The organism is Halobacillus hunanensis, assembly GCF_900166655.1.
GTDB lineage: Bacteria > Bacillota > Bacilli > Bacillales > Halobacillaceae > Halobacillus_A > Halobacillus_A hunanensis.
Genome location: NZ_FVZB01000007.1, coordinates 938498 through 955722 on the forward strand (window position 1 = coordinate 938498; position 17225 = coordinate 955722).

Below are 17225 nucleotides of genomic sequence, written 5' to 3' on the forward strand. Positions count from 1 at the left end.
CATAAAATAATTATCGATGTAGTTCTAATTCTTTCATATACGTTGACATCCCTTGAACAGGGAATGAAATGGTAAACAATTCCTGAAGTTGATTTTTGTATCGAGTTGATACATAGGGAAAAGCTCCTCGATAAATTTCTTTTGCATAGTGAAAGGGTGGAACTTTATCTTCCCGCTTATTGATAACTGTAAATGTCAGTGCAAGATAGGTTCTGCCCTGTGACATAACTTCGACAATAGTGGGTCTATAATGTCCTTCATAAACCCCTTCACGATCATATAAGTAATCGACTGCCGGAGGTGTTACCTTATAGAGGACCCCTTCCACAGAAGATAAATGATCTTCTTCGATATCAGCCCTGCCGCCATCGTGAACATGGTGAGAGAATCGCAAACGAAAATGGGCTAAACTAGCTCCGCCCACTACGTCTTCAAACAACGCTTCCACCCCAGCTTTTCTGATCCGTTCAAGATCCATACAGGACCCATACGCAAAGTAAAACATATCGTTACCTTCCGGATATCGATCTAGTTTCCAATTACCATGGGGCAGGGCCTCCCCATCTTCCATTTCTTCTCCGCCTGTATATACTACGGCGCCGCAGCTTTCATGGTCTGTATGTACTGTAACTGAATTCCGTTCATAGACTGCTCCCGCGGCCCCGTTATATTCATCAAGTTGTTCCATTATGTGATCACCGACTTCATGTAGTTCACCATAAACAGTTCCGGTTTGGGTAAGCTTTACGTAAGCATCGCAGGCATGACTTTTAAATAGAGTTGCCATTATTCGAGCTTGTGTACATAAAAGCGTTGAATCATCTAAGCGATCATGATCATTGTCTCCTTTACAAAATGATCCATAAACAAATAAACGCACCATTATCCCTCCTTTATGATCGTTGAATAAGCAGGAAGCTGATAAGCGCTTTTCGCAGACAGTACAGCTTGAATAACAGCTTGTTCAACGACGAGGGCCGCTAAATAGCTCAATCCATTTAAGTCGACCTTCACCTGATTTGTTGTCATCGCAAATAATGTATCTCCATCCACAAATGTATGAGCAGGACTAATCGTTCGAGCTAGTCCATCATGAGCAATTGAAGCCAGTTTATTAGCTTCAGGCTTAGATAATGCAGCATTACAAGTGATGACCCCAATGGTCGTATTTCCGCTAAAACGATTCGTCTTTGCCGTATTCATTTGGTCCAGAAGAACCTGTTTGCTGTCTAGGAAACATCGCTGCTTGCGATCGTACGCCCCTGCTAGGAAGTTTCCTGTAGTTGGGTCGACTACATCCCCGAAGCTGTTCACGGCTACGACCGCCCCGATCTTTAACTCTCCCACCTCGATCGCATAATGGCCCACTCCACCTTTCATAGCATAGGAGGCTCCTAATAATTTACCTACAGATGCTCCCGTGCCTGCTCCCACGTTTCCTTTTAAAAAGGGCACGTTTAGAAAGGCATTTCGTGTTGCCAGCTGCCCCATTTCACGGTCAGGGCGGACTTTTTCATCACCAACCATCAAATCAAATAAAATGGCGCCGGGGACAATCGGAACCCTCGTGACCTGTACATCAAAGCCAACTCTTCTTCTTTCAAGCTCATTCATGACTCCTGACCCAGCCTCTAGACCGAAGGCACTTCCCCCAGCTAAAAATATTCCATGCACTTGTTCGACAAGATTCTCCGGGTTCAAAGCATCCGTCTCCCGGGTGCCAGGTGAGCCGCCGCGCACAGCCACGCCTGCTTTTGCGCCGTCTACGCAGACTACAACTGTACATCCTGTAGCCGCTTCCTTGTTATCTGCATGACCGAAAGCGAATCCATCAATAGAGGTAATTGGAATTTCATTCACGGCGTTCTATCCTTCCTTATGTTTGCTTTTTTATAAAAAAGGTAATCTTAATCTATGGAGGTGTAAATATGCCACGTAAACAGATGGTTGTTCATGGCAGAGTTCAAGGGGTTGGATTCCGAGCTACCACAGAACAGATCGCATCTCAGTACAGTCTTACTGGCTGGGTGAAAAATAGTTCTGACGGAACCGTAGAAATAGTAGCTGAAGGAAGTGAACAGGAACTCGCCTCGTTTATAAAGGTAATAGAGAAAGGACCAAACCAGTTCGCTAAAGTCCAATCACTTGATATAACTGATTTAGAAAGTGAAATGGGCTATGAGAACTTCAAGGTGCTTCATTAAAGAGTGACCGCAGATCAGATTTCTGCGGTCCTCTTTTCATTCGTCCATATTGTTCGAAATGATACATGAATGACTTACTGAACTAGTTATTCCTATTTATGCATAGGTCTTACAATAACTTCATTCACATTCACATAGGAAGGCTGTATAACGGCATAAGCTACAGCTTTTGCAATATCCTCTGAATTCAGCGGAGTCATTTCTTGCTTTTTAAACATATCCAGCACGTCGCCGTCTGTGATGTGTTCCGTTAACTCTGTATCTACGGCCCCTGGAGAAATATTGGTTACTCTGACACCTGAACGTGATAGTTCTTTTTCCATGCCCATGGACAGAGCTTTTACTGCATATTTTGTCGCGCTGTACACCGTACTTGACGGAAATACTTCATGCCCCGCTACAGAGGAAACATTAACGATATGTCCTCCTTCTTGAGCTAACATCTCAGGCAGTGACGCATGAACACCATAAAGAACTCCTTTAATGTTTACATCAACCATCTGTTCCCATTCATCTACGTGATCATTTTTTAAGAAAGACAACAGCATGACACCTGCGTTATTTATATAAATATCAATACTGCCAAAGTCATCTTTCGTTTCTTTGACTAGGTTCTCCACATCAGATCGTTTCGTGACATCTGTTTCAACTACTTTAGCTCTTACATTATATTGCGTCTCTACGTCATCAGCGAGCTGCTGCAAACGTTCTGCTCTTCTGGCAGCGAGAACGACATGAGCTCCTTCTTCCGCTAAATGTTTAGCGATGGACTTGCCAATCCCGCTGCTTGCCCCTGTAATAATGGCCGTTTTATTCGTTAATTTCCCCATTATCGTAACCTCCTTTATGACTCCTCCTCTTATTTACCCGTTTTGTAAGGGAACTATTCATAGATTAGGAGATTCTAGGTATGAAAAAGTCACCTCTACAGGATAGAGGTGACCACTAGTATGTGTGTACTACTGTTCTTCAAAGAACTTGCGGTTTAATTCAATGTATTTATTTTCCTCTTCAGGAACTTCGTCTTCAATGTAAATTGCCTCAACAGGGCAAACCGCTTCGCAAGCCCCGCAGTCGATGCAAATCGCAGGATCAATGTAAAACATATCTTTCCCTTCTTCGATACAGTCGACCGGGCATACATCAACACATTCTCCTGCTTTTTCATCTTTACAAGGTGAAGTTATAACAAATGCCAACGGGATCTCCTCCTTCTTTTATAAATACAAAAGTGCTCCTATTAAATACACACCCTCTAAGGCAGTAATTTAAACACTACTTTTTTTATGATAACGGTTATAGCTGGAAAGTGCAATTTTTGCGCCAATTTTGTTGAAAAAAATCATTTCATCTTTAGTCTTTCCAAACTCGTTCGACGGTATATTCTCCACCCTGTTTTTGTATTAAGAAAATATCGGGTCGTGAAAGCCGCTTCCAATCCATAAACCCAATTTCACGATTATATTTTTGCAGAAGCAAGGCTAGTAAATTGCCATGCGTGACTAGCAATACATTGCCTTCCACCCCGGCTTCTAATTCATCAATAAGCGACAGTACTCTCTCTTTTGCTTCTAAAGAGGATTCTCCACCAGCCATCTTAAGTTCGGGGTCCTTGAAGGTATCATGAAGAACTTCTTCCCAGTCATCAAGAGGATCACGGCTCAAGATTCGTTCTTCTAGACGCTCATCTTTCTCGATGGTTATGGCGTTATTCTCCGCAAACGGTTTTATCGTTTCGATCGCACGTAAAAACGGGCTTGAAATGATCCGATCGATTTCATAACCTGAATGCTCGAGAAATGCTGCTAACACTTGAGCTTGACGTATTCCTAATTTCGTTAAAGGTGAGTCTTCATGCTGGCCTTCTGTTTCACTATGACGGACTAATATTAATTTGTCCATGAGTGGACCATCCCCCTTATTGCTTATCATATTCCTATTATCGCTGATGTCGTACATATTGACAAGGATAGACAGATCATTTGTTCTTTTTCTATACAAAAATATAAAACAGCTGAGTCACCACGCTCAGCTGTTACTTACTTCCTTAAAATAGTGTTTGTAAAAACCTCCAACTCGGCCGGAGTTATCAACAATAAAGTAAAATTCATCACTCTCATTTTTTACATCATATGTTTGACCAGGTGTCAGCACATTGTTAACGACGAATTTTTCAGCATCGTTATGTACACACTCAATTTGTTTAATGGTTTTATGATTTTCCCAATTTTTGTGAATCATCGTAACCCTCCTTATTTATTTCTATCATACATTGATTTTTAGCATGAAACAATCACTCGAGCGGTTTACTGCAGCGGATGATTTAGTATAACCCGATCAACCTTTCATGTTTACCCATTTCTGTTTATTGAACATCCATTCCAATACAAAGGGCATAAACAGGACAATCGTCAGCAGGCGGATCGTTTGTAATGAACTTACGATGGCAGGGTCTGCCCCTGCATCCTTAGCAGTTAGTGCCATTTCAACCAGTCCTCCGGGGGCTAAGCTTAAAATGGCTGTAGTCAGCGCCATGTCCGTCCACTCTGATAATATAAAGCCAAATAAAAACGATAGGGAAATTAACAGCAAGGCAAGCCCAAAAAAATAGCCGCAATATCGCCCTGCACGAATCACGTCGTTTAAGACAATTTTATGTCCTAAGTGAACACCGATCATAAGTTGAGCACCTATAAATATGGAATCTGGCAAAGGAAGTAGGGCGATTCCAATCGTTTGACATATGCCAATAAGAAGCATCGGTACAATAATGAGAGAAGCAGGAATTTTGTCTCTTAACACATATCCCGCCACAAGGCTTGCTAAATAGATTAACAGCGTCCAAAAACTCCCTGATGCAGTCTCCGTTTCAACAGCCACGGCAGCTGATTCATTCGTATATAACCAATGCGTGGCAGCAAACGGAATAATAAATAGGACCGATAACAGGCGAATCGTATGAAAAATGGTAATTAATACCGTGTTCCCCTGTAAAGACTCACTCACAGCTATCATAGCCGATAATCCTCCAGGTACACTGCCGATTAAAGTGGTTTTCGCTTCCATAGCTGAACGCTTGGATAGCACGAAAGCAAAGGAAAGACTTGTAGCCATAATGGCAAATGAGAAAAGTGTGTATGGCATTAAATAAGGCCCTATATTTGCCCATGTCTCCGATTGGAAAGTCAGGCCTATTTGAATCCCGAGCAGCCAAAAGGCAAGATCTCGCAGCAATGAACTAGATTGAGTCTGATGATCGATCTTTATTTTGTACAGTATTAATAATGTAACCGGACCAAGAATCCAAGGAAGCGGCAAAGCTAAAAAAGCAAAGAGCAAGCCTCCAATAAGAGCAATTAAGTACGTAAGGATATAGTTTTTCCTCAAAGATTACTACCTTCTTCCATCGTCAAACTGAATAATCAAAATTGCATTAGTATAACCGCTTTCCATTTGAAGAAAGCGGTTATCTACACTTGATTCGGCAAGTTAATCCTGATTAAATGCAGTAAACAAATGGGTTAAATAACCATAGCCCTCTTCCTCCATGCTTTCTACAGGGATGAAGTTCAGAGCAGCAGAGTTGATGCAATAACGTAAACCACCCGCTGCCTTAGGGCCGTCTTCAAAAATATGACCTAGATGCGAATCTGCTTTATCACTTCTTACTTCTGTACGAATCATACCGTGCGACTGATCCAGCAGTTCATTGACCTGCTGCTTTTCAATCGGCTTCGTAAAGCTTGGCCAGCCACACCCTGCATCATATTTATCTTTTGAACTAAATAAAGGCTCACCAGATACAATATCAACATAAATTCCTTCATGTTCATTATCATTGTATTCATTCTGAAAAGGACGTTCCGTAGCATTTTCCTGAGTTACCGCAAATTGAACATCCGTCAATCGACTTTTCAGTTCTGTCGGATTCTTCTTGTAGCTCCAATGATCTTTAATAAAGTCAGCTCTGCCGGACCCCTTTTTATAACGTTTATAATGATAGGAATTTTTCCGGTGATAATCTTGATGTTTATCTTCTGCCGGGTAAAATGTGGCCGCTGGTATAATTTCAGTCACGATTGGCTTGTTAAATTTACCTGAGTCCTCAAGACGTGCCTTGCTTGCTTCGGCGATTTGTTTTTGATTGTCATTATGATAATAAATGGCTGTCGTATACGAATATCCTCTATCAGCAAATTGGCCAGCTTCATCCGTGGGATCAATTTGCTGCCAAAAAATTTCCAGCAGACGTTCGTAAGAGAATACCTCAGGGTTGTACACAATTTGCACAGCCTCACGATGACCGGTCGATTCGGTTATAACTGACATATATGTTGGATTCTCCGTGTGTCCCCCTGTGTAACCAGAAGTGACAGACTCAATGCCGGGACGTTCCTCAAATGGCTCCACCATACACCAGAAACACCCTCCAGCAAATGTTGCTTTTTGTAGTTGTTGTTTCATCCTCCAGCCTCCTTCAATGAATTTTTCAGGTTTCTTCTATTTTTTCTAATTCCATAAAAAAAATCAAGAAACATGCCCAGCCGTTTAAATATATAACTTAGGCTGGGATGTTCCTTGTCGTTTCCTCTTTTTTGTCTTTTCTTGATCTACGCTTTCACTTTCACTTTTACTTGATAAATCTTCACTGTCTTCTTTATCGTTCGTTTCCTCATCAGATTCATTCATTAACTTCATCATATTAATCATTGCTGGGATGTTCTTAACCATTGGTCCGTATTGCTGTACCATAGGAGCTGCTGACTGCACTGCCTTTAAAGCTCCCTGTAGATGCCCGAGCCAGTTTCCGCCTCCAGCTGCTGTCTGTGCCGCAGCGGTTGGTGGAAATGCATTCATGAAGGAACCGCCGCCAAACCTTGATGCATCACCATAAGACCTTGCACCGCCACGATTCAAAAAGGGAGCAAGAAATTTCTGTATCCCCTGAGGCTGCTGATAGCCGGGGTTATATCCTCTTCCCCAGCCCATTGGGCCTTGAGGCGGCGGTGGATTTCTATAAAACATACTGGACCCCTCCGTCACTGTTTTAACATAGCCTATGCGCAATGCTGCGCAGCTGAGTGGGCTATTAAAAAACCTCATGTTCCTCGAGCACCCAGTTAATAGGCTCCTCATCAATAGACTGGAGAAATCGATTCGTCTTTGAAAACGGCCGGCTGCCAAAGAAACCCCGATGTGCGGATAAAGGACTCGGATGCACAGATTCAATGACTGCATGTTTGCTGCGATCCACAGAGCTGGCTTTTTCTCTCGCATGCTTTCCCCATAAAATAAACACTACAGGCTGGTCCCTCTCGTTTAACGCTTCGATAACGCGATCGGTAAACCTTTCCCACCCGATTCCTTTATGGGAATGAGCCTGATGAGCTCTGACGGTAAGAACTGTGTTTAGGAGCAGCACACCTTGTTCAGCCCAACCTTCTAAATTGCCGTGGTTAGGTGGTCTCACCCCTAGGTCATTCGCCAATTCCTTAAAGATATTGCGAAGTGATGGCGGAATCGTTATACCTTCCTTAACAGAGAAGCTGAATCCATGTGCCTGCTCTACTCCATGGTAAGGATCTTGTCCAATAATAACTACCTTTGTATTTTCAAAAGAAGTTTTATGAAAAGCAGCATAAATATCGTTCATATGGGGAAATATTTTATGTGTTCCATACTCCATTTTCAAACGTTCTCTTAATTTTAAATAATATGGCTTGCGAAGCTCCTCTTCAAGGATTGCAGCCCAATCGTTATGAAAGATTCTCATGCTCATTCCTTTCTTTATTTCCATTATTTCATGTCTGTCTTTTAGTTATTTCCCGGGCAAGCGCAGGAAGTGACAAACGCCGAATTCTTCATTCTTATCAGTTGACGGAATAGAGTGAAATTAATCGGTATTTGCAAATCGTTGTATTGTTTTTTAGAATAAGTTCTTCTATAATACCTGTACCGATTTGATCAGCTTTAATATTTCTTCTTACTTCCAGCTTTTCATTCATAGGAAATAGTTTGTAGCCGTCAAAGACGATCTGGAACAAATTATCATCTGCGTGAACCCTTTCTTCTTTTCCCTCAGTAATTAACGACCATTCCATGGATAGCGGTGTAGACATAAAGCACCCTCCCTTATTTAATCTTCGTATAACTTAATTCTTACTGAAATGTAAACTCAACGGTGGACCCCTCATGAGTTGAATGGATATGAAGTTTAGCAGGAATCTCCTCTTTCAGCTGGGAGACGTGAGATATAATACCGAGCATCCTGTTACCATCTTGTAACCCTCTTAAACAATCAATCGCCTGTTCAAGAGACAATTCATCTAATGTACCAAATCCTTCATCGATAAAGAGCGTATCAAGTTGGACTCCGCCTGCATGGGATTGAACTACATCAGCCATACCAAGAGCTAAACTCAAACTTGCTTTAAACCCTTCTCCTCCTGATAATGTCCTCACTGAGCGCTGCTGCCCAGTATGATGATCAATCACTTCTAAATCCAAACCACTTTGAGCACCTTTTTTGGCAATTTCCTGGCTTCTAACCAATTGATAGCGATGGTCTGTCATTTGATCTAGACGAATATTAGCCTGAATTAAAATTTCATCCAGGTAAGAAGCAAGCACATATCGCTCTAAAGAAAGGCGTAACGGATTGTTTCCTTTGGCCAGATTGGCCAGTTCTGCTAGATCGTAGTATTGTTTCGCTTTATCTCTTTGCTGTTCCAGTAATGATTGCATGGTGTTCTGAGCATCTTTATTTTGTTTATAATTGATTTCTAATTCATTGATTTCTCGTTGTTTATCTTGAACTTGTTGCTTCTTATACTGCCATTTTTGTTCTAACTCATCAAGCTTAGGTCTCTCTTGATCAGTCAGACGTGAAGATACTTCTTTGTTTCTTTCTAGAACTACAGCCTTCCGTTCTTGGTACTCCTTTAGCTTTTCGTTAAGCGAACGAACTTCTTCTTTAGGCAGTAATGCATGTTGGTACTTCTCAACTGACTGAAATTCAAATTGGTCAAGCGTTTGATTAAATTCCTTTTCTTTATCCGAAAGAACAGATTCTGCTTTTTGGACGAACTGCTGAACTTGCGCTTCCTGTGTTGCAGCTTCCTTAAACATTTGATCAACTTTATTAAAATGCTCATGGACCATTTCCCACACCTGTAAAGCCTCACGGTATTGTTTTTCATGAGCAGCCACAAGCTGATTCATTTGTTCGCGGTCTGTTGTTTCAAAAGAATAAGCTTGTTTCACTTCTTCTCGTCGGGTTGAAAAATGAACCCTTTCTTGCTGGAGAAAGTGATATTGCTGAGTATGTTCGTCTTCCGCTTTTACCACTTGTTCAAGTTTATCCTCAAGCTGATTCAGTTGTTTCGCCGCTTCTTGAATCGTAATCAGCTGTTGGTCTAGTTCATGAAACTTATGTTCTTTTGATTTCAATTGCTCGCAGACTTCAGTATAGTAGTTGTCCAATGCTTCTCGGGATCGATCAGCAATATGGTCATCAAATGTTGTAATTAAGCTATTGACAAGCTGCTTTTGAGATTCTCCCTCTGCCTTGATTGTTAATAACTGTTCCTGATCTTTTTGGAAAATTTTATCGTGCTCCTCAAACGCCTCTTTTAGTACATCTATTTCCTCACCACTTAGAACGCCAGGTGGTTTAGCTGCTAGAGAAGGGTGCTCATGGGATCCACAAACAGGACAAGCTGCCCGGTCTTGCAAGTCACTTGCCAGATGATAAGCATGATGCTGTTTCAAATCCTCAATAGCAGCTTCATATTTTTCCTGAGCACTTTTGCGTTTCGCTTTCTTTTCATTAAACGTTTGCACTAAAGATTGATAGCGTGATCGCAAGTCAAGCAGCTTTTTCCATTCTTTTTTGAGTGAAGACACATCTTCTTTTCGTCGTATCAAGGCATCGAGTTGTTCTTTATGATGATATCTTTCAGCAGTAATCTCTCTCTCAGAAGCAGCTTTTTCTGCAAATCTCTGTTTTAGCTTCAGGTACTCTTCTTTACTCCCTTTTAATTCCTTCAACTTATTTTCTTCCCTTGTTAAGTCTTCATCACATTTCTTCAGCTTGTCATCTAATGTGAGAAGCTTATCCAGGTTTTCTCTCATGTTGCTGCTTTGTTTCCATTGCTCTTTTAACTGTTCACGATAGGATTCGTTTCCCGCCTCTTGTTCATAACTTGCTGCCACTTCTTTGAGGCTTTGTTCAATTTCAAGCTTTCTCTGCTCCTTAGACTGCTGATCACGCTTAAGATCTGTTAACTCTTTCTGCCTATCCTTTACTTGATGTTCGTAAGGAAGAACTTCCAACGCTTTCTCAGCAGCTGCTATCTTTTGCTCTATATCATGAAAATATTGATGTTGATCAGCCAGCTCCGCTGCTTCTTTTTGCAGCGCTTCTTGTTCTTTAAATAATTCCTCTACTGTTTTCGCATCATAGTATAATTCCTGAGCACGTTCGGTCTCTTTCATAAGCGACGCCAACTGCGATGTTCGTTCATTTTTATGCTGCAGCTGATTAGCAAGATGGTTGTTCAGTCGATTAAGAATATGATCAGGATCTTCGGCTTTCGTATCCGCAGTCTTCTCTTCTCCCCAGTTAATTCGATTGACGGCTTGATCAATTTTCCATTGAAACTGCTCAATCTCCTCCTGCAAAGATCTTGAAGATTGCTTGAAATAATCTGTGAGTTCCTCATAAAAGTGCGTTCTGAAAATCCGCTGTAAAATTTCTTCCCGTTCTTTACTATTTTCGGAGATTAGCTTTCTGAATTCACCTTGGGGGATCATAATCATCTTTCGAAACTGTTCATAGTCAAGACTAAGCAACTGTTCTATATGCTCATTGACTTCTTTAATCTTAGATGCAAGTAATTGAGGGCCATGTGGTTGAATCATATAAAGCTCTGCCCTTGTAGGCTCCTCCTTAAATCCTTCGCCGCGCTCTTTCTTTTTCAGTTGTTTCGGCATACGGACAATTCTGTATTCTTTTCCCCTCAAGCGAAAATGGAAGTCAACAAATGTCGTTTCATCCGGTTCGGAAAAATGGCTGCGTAACGTATCCTGGTCTCGATCAGTTCCACTGGCTCTGCCATATAGTGCAAAACACATGGCATCGAATATAGTAGTTTTACCTGCACCAGTCGGGCCAGTAATTAAGAAAATAGATTCTTCCCCTAACTCTGTAAAATCAATGACTTGCCGAGTTTTATAGGGACCAAAGGCATTCATTGTAAGAGACAATGCTTTCATTTCTACTGCCCCCTTTCTTGATGTTTTAACGTTTCAATGGAATCTTCCACAAGTTTTTTACGGTGTTCAGGAATTGGATCCTCCTTAATTTCTTCATAAAAAGAGGCGAAAAGAGTAGCTGGAGACAAACGCTGGCGTTCTTTCATCTTCTGGATGTCCTCTGACTGTTTAGGCTGGGGGGAAAGCTTTCGCTCCAGGTACAAGATATTAGGATATAGCTTTCTCAGTTTTCCCATTGGATCAATTAACTGGCCATCATCAAGCAGACGAACATGTAAATAACTCTCAGGATGATCTGCGGCGTCTCCTCGTATCAGATCGTCAAAATAGCCTTCGATTCGTTCAAAATCACGTATGGGCCGAAGCGGCACTCTATCTATTTCAAGCTCTCCCTTTTCGTTGATATCAACAATCGTCACGGATTTATTGTGAGTCACTTCAGAAAAAGAGTATTTTAAAATGGATCCACTATAACGAATCTTTTCTGCACCGACCCTTTGGGACTGATGTAAATGACCCAAAGCCACATATGTGAAAGGCTTAAACAGTTCTGTATCAACGTATGGACTCCCGCCAATCATCGACAACCTTTCTTCCGATTCAGATTCCATACCACCGGCAAGAAATGCATGACCGATCCATATGTGGCGTTCATCCATATCGTACTGTTCGGAAATAAAATTAATTAGCTTTTCAGCCGCTTGCTGATGTGAACGTACTTCGGGATCATTAAATTGATAAGCCACTTCCGCTGGCTCCACATACGGAATGAGATGGAAGTGAATCGGGCCGCCTCCATCATAAAGAGTCACGGCTTGATATTCCTTCGAGAGTTTAGTATCAAGGAAAAGCTGCTGTTTTCTAAACAATTGTGAACCAAATTCGAGTCGATCTGGACTGTCATGGTTTCCCGAGATTGCAAGAACCGGGATGTTAAAATCGTTAATGATTGTCGTTAGTGTGTCATTTAACAGTTCAACCGCCTGCTTGGGCGGAATAGCACGATCGTATAAATCACCCGCGATGATGATCGCGTCAGGGCGTTGTTCTTCAACGATTTTGAGGAACTGCTCCAAAATATAGCGTTGATCTTCCGTCATATACACATTATTAACGATTTTCCCTAAATGCCAATCTGCAGTATGTAAGATTTTCAAAAGGACCCCAACTTTCTTCATCATAACTTGATAGATTATAGCCTCTATTATACTAGATTCAGTCAAAGCTTGAAAAAATAAAAGATATCCACCGAAGGGATATCTTTATAAGCTTATTCACTTTCTTCTAATTGGTAGGATTCGTATAAGCGGTCAAAAACGGCTAAAGCATTTGTAAACGGAATATTCCACTCTAAATAGCTGCTTAATTCATGGTACGAAGTAGCCTGTTTAGGAAAACTGTGATCTTTAAACATCCAATCAGCAAGCTGCTTCTCATCGTCTGCCTGCTTGTTTCCGCGATAACGCATCATATAATGGTAAAACGATCGCATATTCTCTCTCCTTTATAATCATACTTTGAGCAAATAAAATATAGTTTCGAAGTCATGCCATCAGGAATTAATCTTCCATAAATTCCTGATGCGCCTTAAGTTTCTTTCTATAAACGACTCGAGATAATATTATGCTTATTTCATACAAAATAATCAAAGGAACCGCCACAACAATTTGCAGCACAAAATCAGGAGGCGTAATCATTGCCCCAATAATAACCAGAACAAAGTACGCATACTTTCTGATTTTGATAAGAAATTCTGGATTGACGAGGCCGAGACTTGTCAGGAACATCACGACAATCGGAATTTCAAAGAGCAGAGCGAATGGAATAGTCACGCGAAAAACGAACTTAAAGTAACGTTCGACCGTAAACAATTCATTAAACATCCCATCATTTAATGACAGTAAAAATGGCAAGATCAGTTGGACAAACACTGTATATCCGAAACTTAAACCAGCAATAAACAGTAAGAAAACGGCAGGTATGTATGCTAGAGAAATCTTTCGCTCTTTAGGCGTAAGGGCTGGTTTTACGAATAACCAAAGCTGCAAACTGAGCATAGGTAACGTGGCAATTAACGCAACAAGGCTGGCCATAGAGAAAAAGATCCAAATAATTTCCCCGGGACTTGTCATATTGAGTTCAAACGGAATATCTCGTTCAAAGAAACTATAGATTTCCCTTACATAAATAAATCCTAAAATAAAAAAGAGAATAAACGTAGCCAATGTCCAAATAATTCGCTTCCGAAGTTCACTAAGATGGTCGGTTACGTTCATCTCTATATCGTTATGATTATATTGTTCATCAGACATTTTCTGCACCTCCAGGCGATCTAGGGCCTGACACAAAGAAGATGTAAGAGCTGATTTCCCCCTTACATCTTGCCGTGTTATTTACTTATTTTTGTCCTCTTTCTTTGAATCCTGATCATCAGACATCATATCACCGGTAGCTTTCTTAAATTCTTTAAGAGAACTTCCAAATGCCTTCCCGATTTCAGGCAATTTGGATGGTCCAAAAATGACTAATGCAATAATTAAAATCAAAATCAGACCCGGCACACCAATATTAGATAACATCTAAATCACTCCCGGTATGGTAATTAACTCTTTTTGTTAGAATCCGTATCATTGAACAACTGCTTAGCTTCAGATATCTCTTTCTGAGCATCCCCCGATAAATCTCGGGCAGAATTTTTAAATTCTTTCAATGTTTGTCCTGTTGCTTTTCCGATCTCAGGCAATTTCTTCGGCCCGAAGACAACTAGTGCAACAAGTAAAATAAGTATTAATCCAGGAATTCCTATACTTGACAGCATGTCATTCACCGTCCTTTTAAAAAGAAGTAAATCTTTTCATTAATTAGATTCTATTATGGGAATAAATTGCTAAGTTATGCCAATTACAAACCTGCTATTTCTCTCAGAAAAAAGCTTGTCCTAATCATATCATGTTCTCGATAAAATGTCTTTTAGTTATAAATATTTTCTCAAAAGAGTGCGGGCGCTGACATACTCATCTTGTGTATTCATATTAAAAAAATGATCGCCTGCCATATCTCTAGAAATGGATTGAAAGTCCGAGATGTATTGTACGTTGATTTGATTAAGCAATGAGCGCATACTTCGCTGTTCGTCTTGTAATAATTGCTCAACTACCGGAAGCAGCCTTCTACTGTAAATCCCTGAGAGTGGTTGAAGTCTGTCTTCATAGAAGGGCACAAGAGCTTGTGTTTCTGTAGAAGCCTCTTTAAACATACTATAGAAAACTTCCTTCTGGATAAACGGTGTATCACAGGCTGACAATAAGACGAAAGGTTCGGATCCATGATTCAGAACAGCATGTAAGCCGGCTAGCGGTCCGGCATCCACAAAAGTATCATGTACTACCTCAATAGCAGGGTCAATTGTTGGACATGGCTGACCCCGATTGATGACTACTCGAGCACAACATTGAGATAATTCACTAGTAATCCGCTCGATCACCGTTTGCTCCCCCAGAGGAAGAAGGGCTTTATCCGTGCCCATTCTTGTAGAACCACCACCCGCCAGTATGGCCCCGCAAACTTCACTCGGTTCGATCATCAGGCTCTCACCCGGTCATAAATTCTAAAATAATAATCGTAGGGGTTTTTTTCATCCTTAATGCCTTTCGTTTCCTTAACCAGGCGCCAATCAGCTTCTTCATAGGGCGGAAAATAAGCATCTCCCTCAAAGGCATGATCTATATATGTCATATACATTCGATCTGCATAAGGAAGCATCGCCTCGAACAGAACACCGCCGCCGATCACAAACCACTCTTTTTCAGGATAGGTTTGATTGAGCTTAATAATCTCATCAATCGAATGAATGATTTCACACCCTTCGACTTCATATTCTTCCCTTGAAGTCAGAATGATATGTTTTCGATTAGGAAGAGGTTTTCCAAAGGAATCAAATGTTTTTCTTCCCATAATGATCGTTTCATCCCATGTGGTTTCTTTAAAAAATTTGAAATCGTTAGGAATATACCATGACAAGTCATTATCTTTACCAATTAATTGATTCTTATCCATTGCAAACACAAAAGAAATCATTTATCTGCTCCTCAAGTAATAAGTGATAGTCGACCTTTTACTTTCATCTGTTTTGATCCACGTAACGTGTAGCAAGTCAAAAATATCATACAGCTACCGGGGCTTTAATTCCTGAATGCGGGTCATATCCTTCCAGCTTAATATCTTCAATAGTAAAGTCAAACAGATTGGATTTATCCTGATTAAGAAAAAGTTCAGGTAATGCACGAGGCTCCCTTTTAAGCTGAGTTTGAATCTGCTCAAGATGATTACTGTAAATATGAGCATCTCCGAGCGTATGGATAAACTCTCCTACCTCGAGGTTACATTCATGAGCAATTAAGTGTGTCAATAACGCATAGCTCGCAATATTAAAAGGAACCCCGAGAAATATATCTCCGCTTCTCTGATAAAGCTGACAAGATAAGCGGCCGTTGGCAACATAAAATTGGAACATCGTATGACAGGGCGGCAACGCCATATTTGAAGGTACATCTTCAGGATTCCACGCCGTCACAATATGCCTTCTGGAGTCGGGGTTTGTTTTGATACTGTGGATAACATTAGCCAGCTGGTCAATCGTTTCCCCTCTTGACGTCTTCCAGTCACGCCATTGCTTCCCATAAACGGAGCCTAAATTTCCAAAACGCTCACTAAAGTCATCTTCTTTAAGAATACGTTGTTTGAACTCGTTCATTTCTTGCTCATATACTGTTTTAAATTCTGGATCACGTTGAATACGTCTGCCAAAATCTGTCATATCCGGTCCATCATACTCATCGCTTTTCGTGTAAGATTCAAAGGCCCATTCGTTCCAAATATTATTGTTATGCTGTAACAAATAACGAATGTTCGTATCTCCATGGATAAACCAGAGCAATTCACTTACGATCAGACGAAAAGGAACCCTTTTAGTTGTCAGAAGCGGAAAGCCTTCCTGTAAATTGAATCGCATTTGATAACCGAAAGCAGAGTATGTACCGGTTCCTGTTCTGTCTTCCTTCCTAGTTCCGTTATCTAACACATGCTTACATAAATCTAAATAACTCATCTCGTTCTGACTCATTACTTGTTCCTCCTATTATTCATTGACGCCTTCCCACTCATCCAAAAAGCGCTGCAAATAATCCACCATAAATTGGTGACGTATTTGCGCTTCTTCCCTTGCACTCTTTGTATGGATCAAATCAGACAATTTCAGCAGTTTATCGTAGAAATGCTGAATCGATCCGGCTGTCTCTTTGCCTTCCTGGTGAATTAATTGACTATGGGCACCTCCAAAGGCAAAGGTTCTGGCAATTCCAATGGCACCGATGGCATCAAGTCGATCAGCATCCTGAACGATTTTCCCTTCCAATGTTTTTGGTGTTTGACCTTTAGAAAAGGAAACATCCTCCATAGCCATTTTAATTTGCCGGCATACATGCTCCGTGATTCCTTGTTCAGATAGAAACTTCACGGCATGTTTTCTGGCTTGCACAGGTTCTGGAAACAATTTGGCATCCCCTGCATCATGCAGCCACCCCGCAACTTCACAAATAAACGGGTCTGCCCCCTCTTTTTCAGCAAGCACCTTTGACCAATGGGCCACCCTTTTCATGTGGTAATAGTCATGGCCAGTCGGGTCGCTGTCAAACAGTACATGTACGTAATTTTCTATAGTTGTTTTCAGTGGCTCTTTTATCACGC

The 17225-nt window shown here is 41.0% G+C and carries 22 protein-coding genes; 1 reads left to right on the plus strand and 21 read right to left on the minus strand.

The features are described 5' to 3' along the window. Positions 1–10: 10 nt before the first annotated feature. Together B5354_RS17385 and B5354_RS17390 are read right to left on the minus strand one after the other, a co-directional pair. Positions 11–880: a gamma-glutamylcyclotransferase family protein gene (locus B5354_RS17385; protein ID WP_176142529.1), complete on the minus strand. Its 870-nt coding sequence runs from the start codon at positions 878–880 to the stop codon at positions 11–13. 2 nt (positions 881–882) lie between these two features. Beyond that, positions 883–1860 carry a P1 family peptidase gene (locus tag B5354_RS17390; protein WP_079530061.1) on the minus strand — a complete coding sequence of 326 codons (978 nt, stop codon included), beginning with the start codon at positions 1858–1860 and terminating at the stop codon, positions 883–885. Between the two features lie 68 nt (positions 1861–1928). Between B5354_RS17390 and B5354_RS17395 the strand changes: the two genes are divergently transcribed. Beyond that, on the plus strand, positions 1929–2204 hold the full coding sequence (locus B5354_RS17395) for an acylphosphatase (RefSeq protein ID WP_079530062.1): 276 nt from the start codon (positions 1929–1931) through the stop codon (positions 2202–2204). 92 nt (positions 2205–2296) lie between these two features. On the opposite strand, the gene B5354_RS17400 is transcribed toward B5354_RS17395, so the two are convergent. The 19 genes from B5354_RS17400 to B5354_RS17490 form a co-directional block, all read right to left on the minus strand. Beyond that, on the minus strand, positions 2297–3034 hold the full coding sequence (locus B5354_RS17400; RefSeq protein ID WP_079530063.1) for an SDR family oxidoreductase: 738 nt from the start codon (positions 3032–3034) through the stop codon (positions 2297–2299). Positions 3035–3163: 129 nt separating this feature from the next. Next, positions 3164–3403 (minus strand): ferredoxin family protein, encoded by a 240-nt coding sequence (locus B5354_RS17405; protein ID WP_079530064.1) that lies wholly within the window; start codon positions 3401–3403, stop codon positions 3164–3166. Between the two features lie 154 nt (positions 3404–3557). Further along, complete coding sequence (locus tag B5354_RS17410) at positions 3558–4106, minus strand: histidine phosphatase family protein (RefSeq protein ID WP_079530065.1); 549 nt, start codon at positions 4104–4106, stop codon at positions 3558–3560. A gap of 126 nt (positions 4107–4232) precedes the next feature. Further along, the gene (locus B5354_RS17415; RefSeq protein ID WP_079530066.1) at positions 4233–4445 is read right to left on the minus strand and encodes a DUF6501 family protein; all 213 of its coding nucleotides are present in this window, start codon (positions 4443–4445) and stop codon (positions 4233–4235) included. A 96-nt stretch (positions 4446–4541) separates the two neighbouring features. Further along, complete coding sequence (locus B5354_RS17420; RefSeq protein ID WP_079530067.1) at positions 4542–5591, minus strand: AbrB family transcriptional regulator; 1050 nt, start codon at positions 5589–5591, stop codon at positions 4542–4544. Positions 5592–5693: 102 nt separating this feature from the next. Next, positions 5694–6668 (minus strand): peptide-methionine (R)-S-oxide reductase MsrB, encoded by a 975-nt coding sequence (gene msrB / locus B5354_RS17425; protein WP_079530068.1) that lies wholly within the window; start codon positions 6666–6668, stop codon positions 5694–5696. A gap of 84 nt (positions 6669–6752) precedes the next feature. Then, positions 6753–7229, minus strand: coding sequence for a YqfQ family protein (locus B5354_RS17430; protein WP_245804816.1), 477 nt, complete (start codon positions 7227–7229; stop codon positions 6753–6755). A 64-nt stretch (positions 7230–7293) separates the two neighbouring features. Next, the gene (locus B5354_RS17435; RefSeq protein ID WP_079530069.1) at positions 7294–7977 is read right to left on the minus strand and encodes a uracil-DNA glycosylase; all 684 of its coding nucleotides are present in this window, start codon (positions 7975–7977) and stop codon (positions 7294–7296) included. 97 nt (positions 7978–8074) lie between these two features. Beyond that, a complete protein-coding gene (locus B5354_RS17440; RefSeq protein WP_079530070.1) occupies positions 8075–8323 on the minus strand; it encodes a DUF2584 family protein in 249 nt (82 codons plus the stop codon). Positions 8324–8363: 40 nt separating this feature from the next. Further along, positions 8364–11480 carry an AAA family ATPase gene (locus B5354_RS17445; protein WP_079530071.1) on the minus strand — a complete coding sequence of 1039 codons (3117 nt, stop codon included), beginning with the start codon at positions 11478–11480 and terminating at the stop codon, positions 8364–8366. Positions 11481–11482: 2 nt separating this feature from the next. Further along, on the minus strand, positions 11483–12637 hold the full coding sequence (locus tag B5354_RS17450; RefSeq protein ID WP_079530627.1) for an exonuclease SbcCD subunit D: 1155 nt from the start codon (positions 12635–12637) through the stop codon (positions 11483–11485). Between the two features lie 113 nt (positions 12638–12750). Beyond that, entirely contained in the window at positions 12751–12972 is a 222-nt protein-coding gene (locus tag B5354_RS17455) for a YozE family protein (RefSeq protein WP_079530072.1), read from the minus strand. 67 nt (positions 12973–13039) lie between these two features. Beyond that, complete coding sequence (gene tatC / locus B5354_RS17460) at positions 13040–13792, minus strand: twin-arginine translocase subunit TatC (protein ID WP_079530073.1); 753 nt, start codon at positions 13790–13792, stop codon at positions 13040–13042. An 81-nt stretch (positions 13793–13873) separates the two neighbouring features. Continuing rightward, positions 13874–14059 (minus strand): twin-arginine translocase TatA/TatE family subunit, encoded by a 186-nt coding sequence (gene tatA / locus B5354_RS17465; RefSeq protein WP_079530074.1) that lies wholly within the window; start codon positions 14057–14059, stop codon positions 13874–13876. Between the two features lie 23 nt (positions 14060–14082). Continuing rightward, a complete protein-coding gene (tatA, locus tag B5354_RS17470) occupies positions 14083–14298 on the minus strand; it encodes a twin-arginine translocase TatA/TatE family subunit (RefSeq protein ID WP_079530075.1) in 216 nt (71 codons plus the stop codon). A 156-nt stretch (positions 14299–14454) separates the two neighbouring features. Next, positions 14455–15063, minus strand: a complete 609-nt coding sequence (gene mobA, locus B5354_RS17475) for a molybdenum cofactor guanylyltransferase (RefSeq protein ID WP_079530076.1) — start codon at positions 15061–15063, stop codon at positions 14455–14457. Continuing rightward, positions 15063–15557 carry a dihydrofolate reductase gene (locus tag B5354_RS17480; protein WP_079530077.1) on the minus strand — a complete coding sequence of 165 codons (495 nt, stop codon included), beginning with the start codon at positions 15555–15557 and terminating at the stop codon, positions 15063–15065. The genes mobA and B5354_RS17480 overlap by 1 nt, the downstream gene beginning before the upstream one ends. Before the next feature lie 85 nt (positions 15558–15642). After that, the gene (locus B5354_RS17485; RefSeq protein WP_079530078.1) at positions 15643–16602 is read right to left on the minus strand and encodes a thymidylate synthase; all 960 of its coding nucleotides are present in this window, start codon (positions 16600–16602) and stop codon (positions 15643–15645) included. 15 nt (positions 16603–16617) lie between these two features. Then, the gene (locus tag B5354_RS17490) at positions 16618–17223 is read right to left on the minus strand and encodes an HD domain-containing protein (protein WP_245804817.1); all 606 of its coding nucleotides are present in this window, start codon (positions 17221–17223) and stop codon (positions 16618–16620) included. Between the last annotated feature and the right edge of the window lie 2 nt (positions 17224–17225).

Bases quoted from the DNA above. Each gene is read 5' to 3' on its own strand.
- B5354_RS17395 (WP_079530062.1), top strand. From the start codon at position 1,929: ATGCCACGTAAACAGATGGTTGTTCATGGCAGAGTTCAAGGGGTTGGA.
- B5354_RS17400 (WP_079530063.1), bottom strand. From the start codon at position 3,034: ATGGGGAAATTAACGAATAAAACGGCCATTATTACAGGGGCAAGCAGC.
- B5354_RS17410 (WP_079530065.1), bottom strand. From the start codon at position 4,106: ATGGACAAATTAATATTAGTCCGTCATAGTGAAACAGAAGGCCAGCAT.
- B5354_RS17415 (WP_079530066.1), bottom strand. From the start codon at position 4,445: ATGATTCACAAAAATTGGGAAAATCATAAAACCATTAAACAAATTGAG.
- msrB (WP_079530068.1), bottom strand. From the start codon at position 6,668: ATGAAACAACAACTACAAAAAGCAACATTTGCTGGAGGGTGTTTCTGG.
- B5354_RS17430 (WP_245804816.1), bottom strand. From the start codon at position 7,229: ATGTTTTATAGAAATCCACCGCCGCCTCAAGGCCCAATGGGCTGGGGA.
- B5354_RS17435 (WP_079530069.1), bottom strand. From the start codon at position 7,977: ATGAGAATCTTTCATAACGATTGGGCTGCAATCCTTGAAGAGGAGCTT.
- B5354_RS17440 (WP_079530070.1), bottom strand. From the start codon at position 8,323: ATGTCTACACCGCTATCCATGGAATGGTCGTTAATTACTGAGGGAAAA.
- B5354_RS17445 (WP_079530071.1), bottom strand. From the start codon at position 11,480: ATGAAAGCATTGTCTCTTACAATGAATGCCTTTGGTCCCTATAAAACT.
- B5354_RS17455 (WP_079530072.1), bottom strand. From the start codon at position 12,972: ATGCGATCGTTTTACCATTATATGATGCGTTATCGCGGAAACAAGCAG.
- tatC (WP_079530073.1), bottom strand. From the start codon at position 13,792: ATGTCTGATGAACAATATAATCATAACGATATAGAGATGAACGTAACC.
- tatA (WP_079530074.1), bottom strand. From the start codon at position 14,059: ATGTTATCTAATATTGGTGTGCCGGGTCTGATTTTGATTTTAATTATT.
- tatA (WP_079530075.1), bottom strand. From the start codon at position 14,298: ATGCTGTCAAGTATAGGAATTCCTGGATTAATACTTATTTTACTTGTT.
- mobA (WP_079530076.1), bottom strand. From the start codon at position 15,063: ATGATCGAACCGAGTGAAGTTTGCGGGGCCATACTGGCGGGTGGTGGT.
- B5354_RS17480 (WP_079530077.1), bottom strand. From the start codon at position 15,557: ATGATTTCTTTTGTGTTTGCAATGGATAAGAATCAATTAATTGGTAAA.
- B5354_RS17485 (WP_079530078.1), bottom strand. From the start codon at position 16,602: ATGAGTCAGAACGAGATGAGTTATTTAGATTTATGTAAGCATGTGTTA.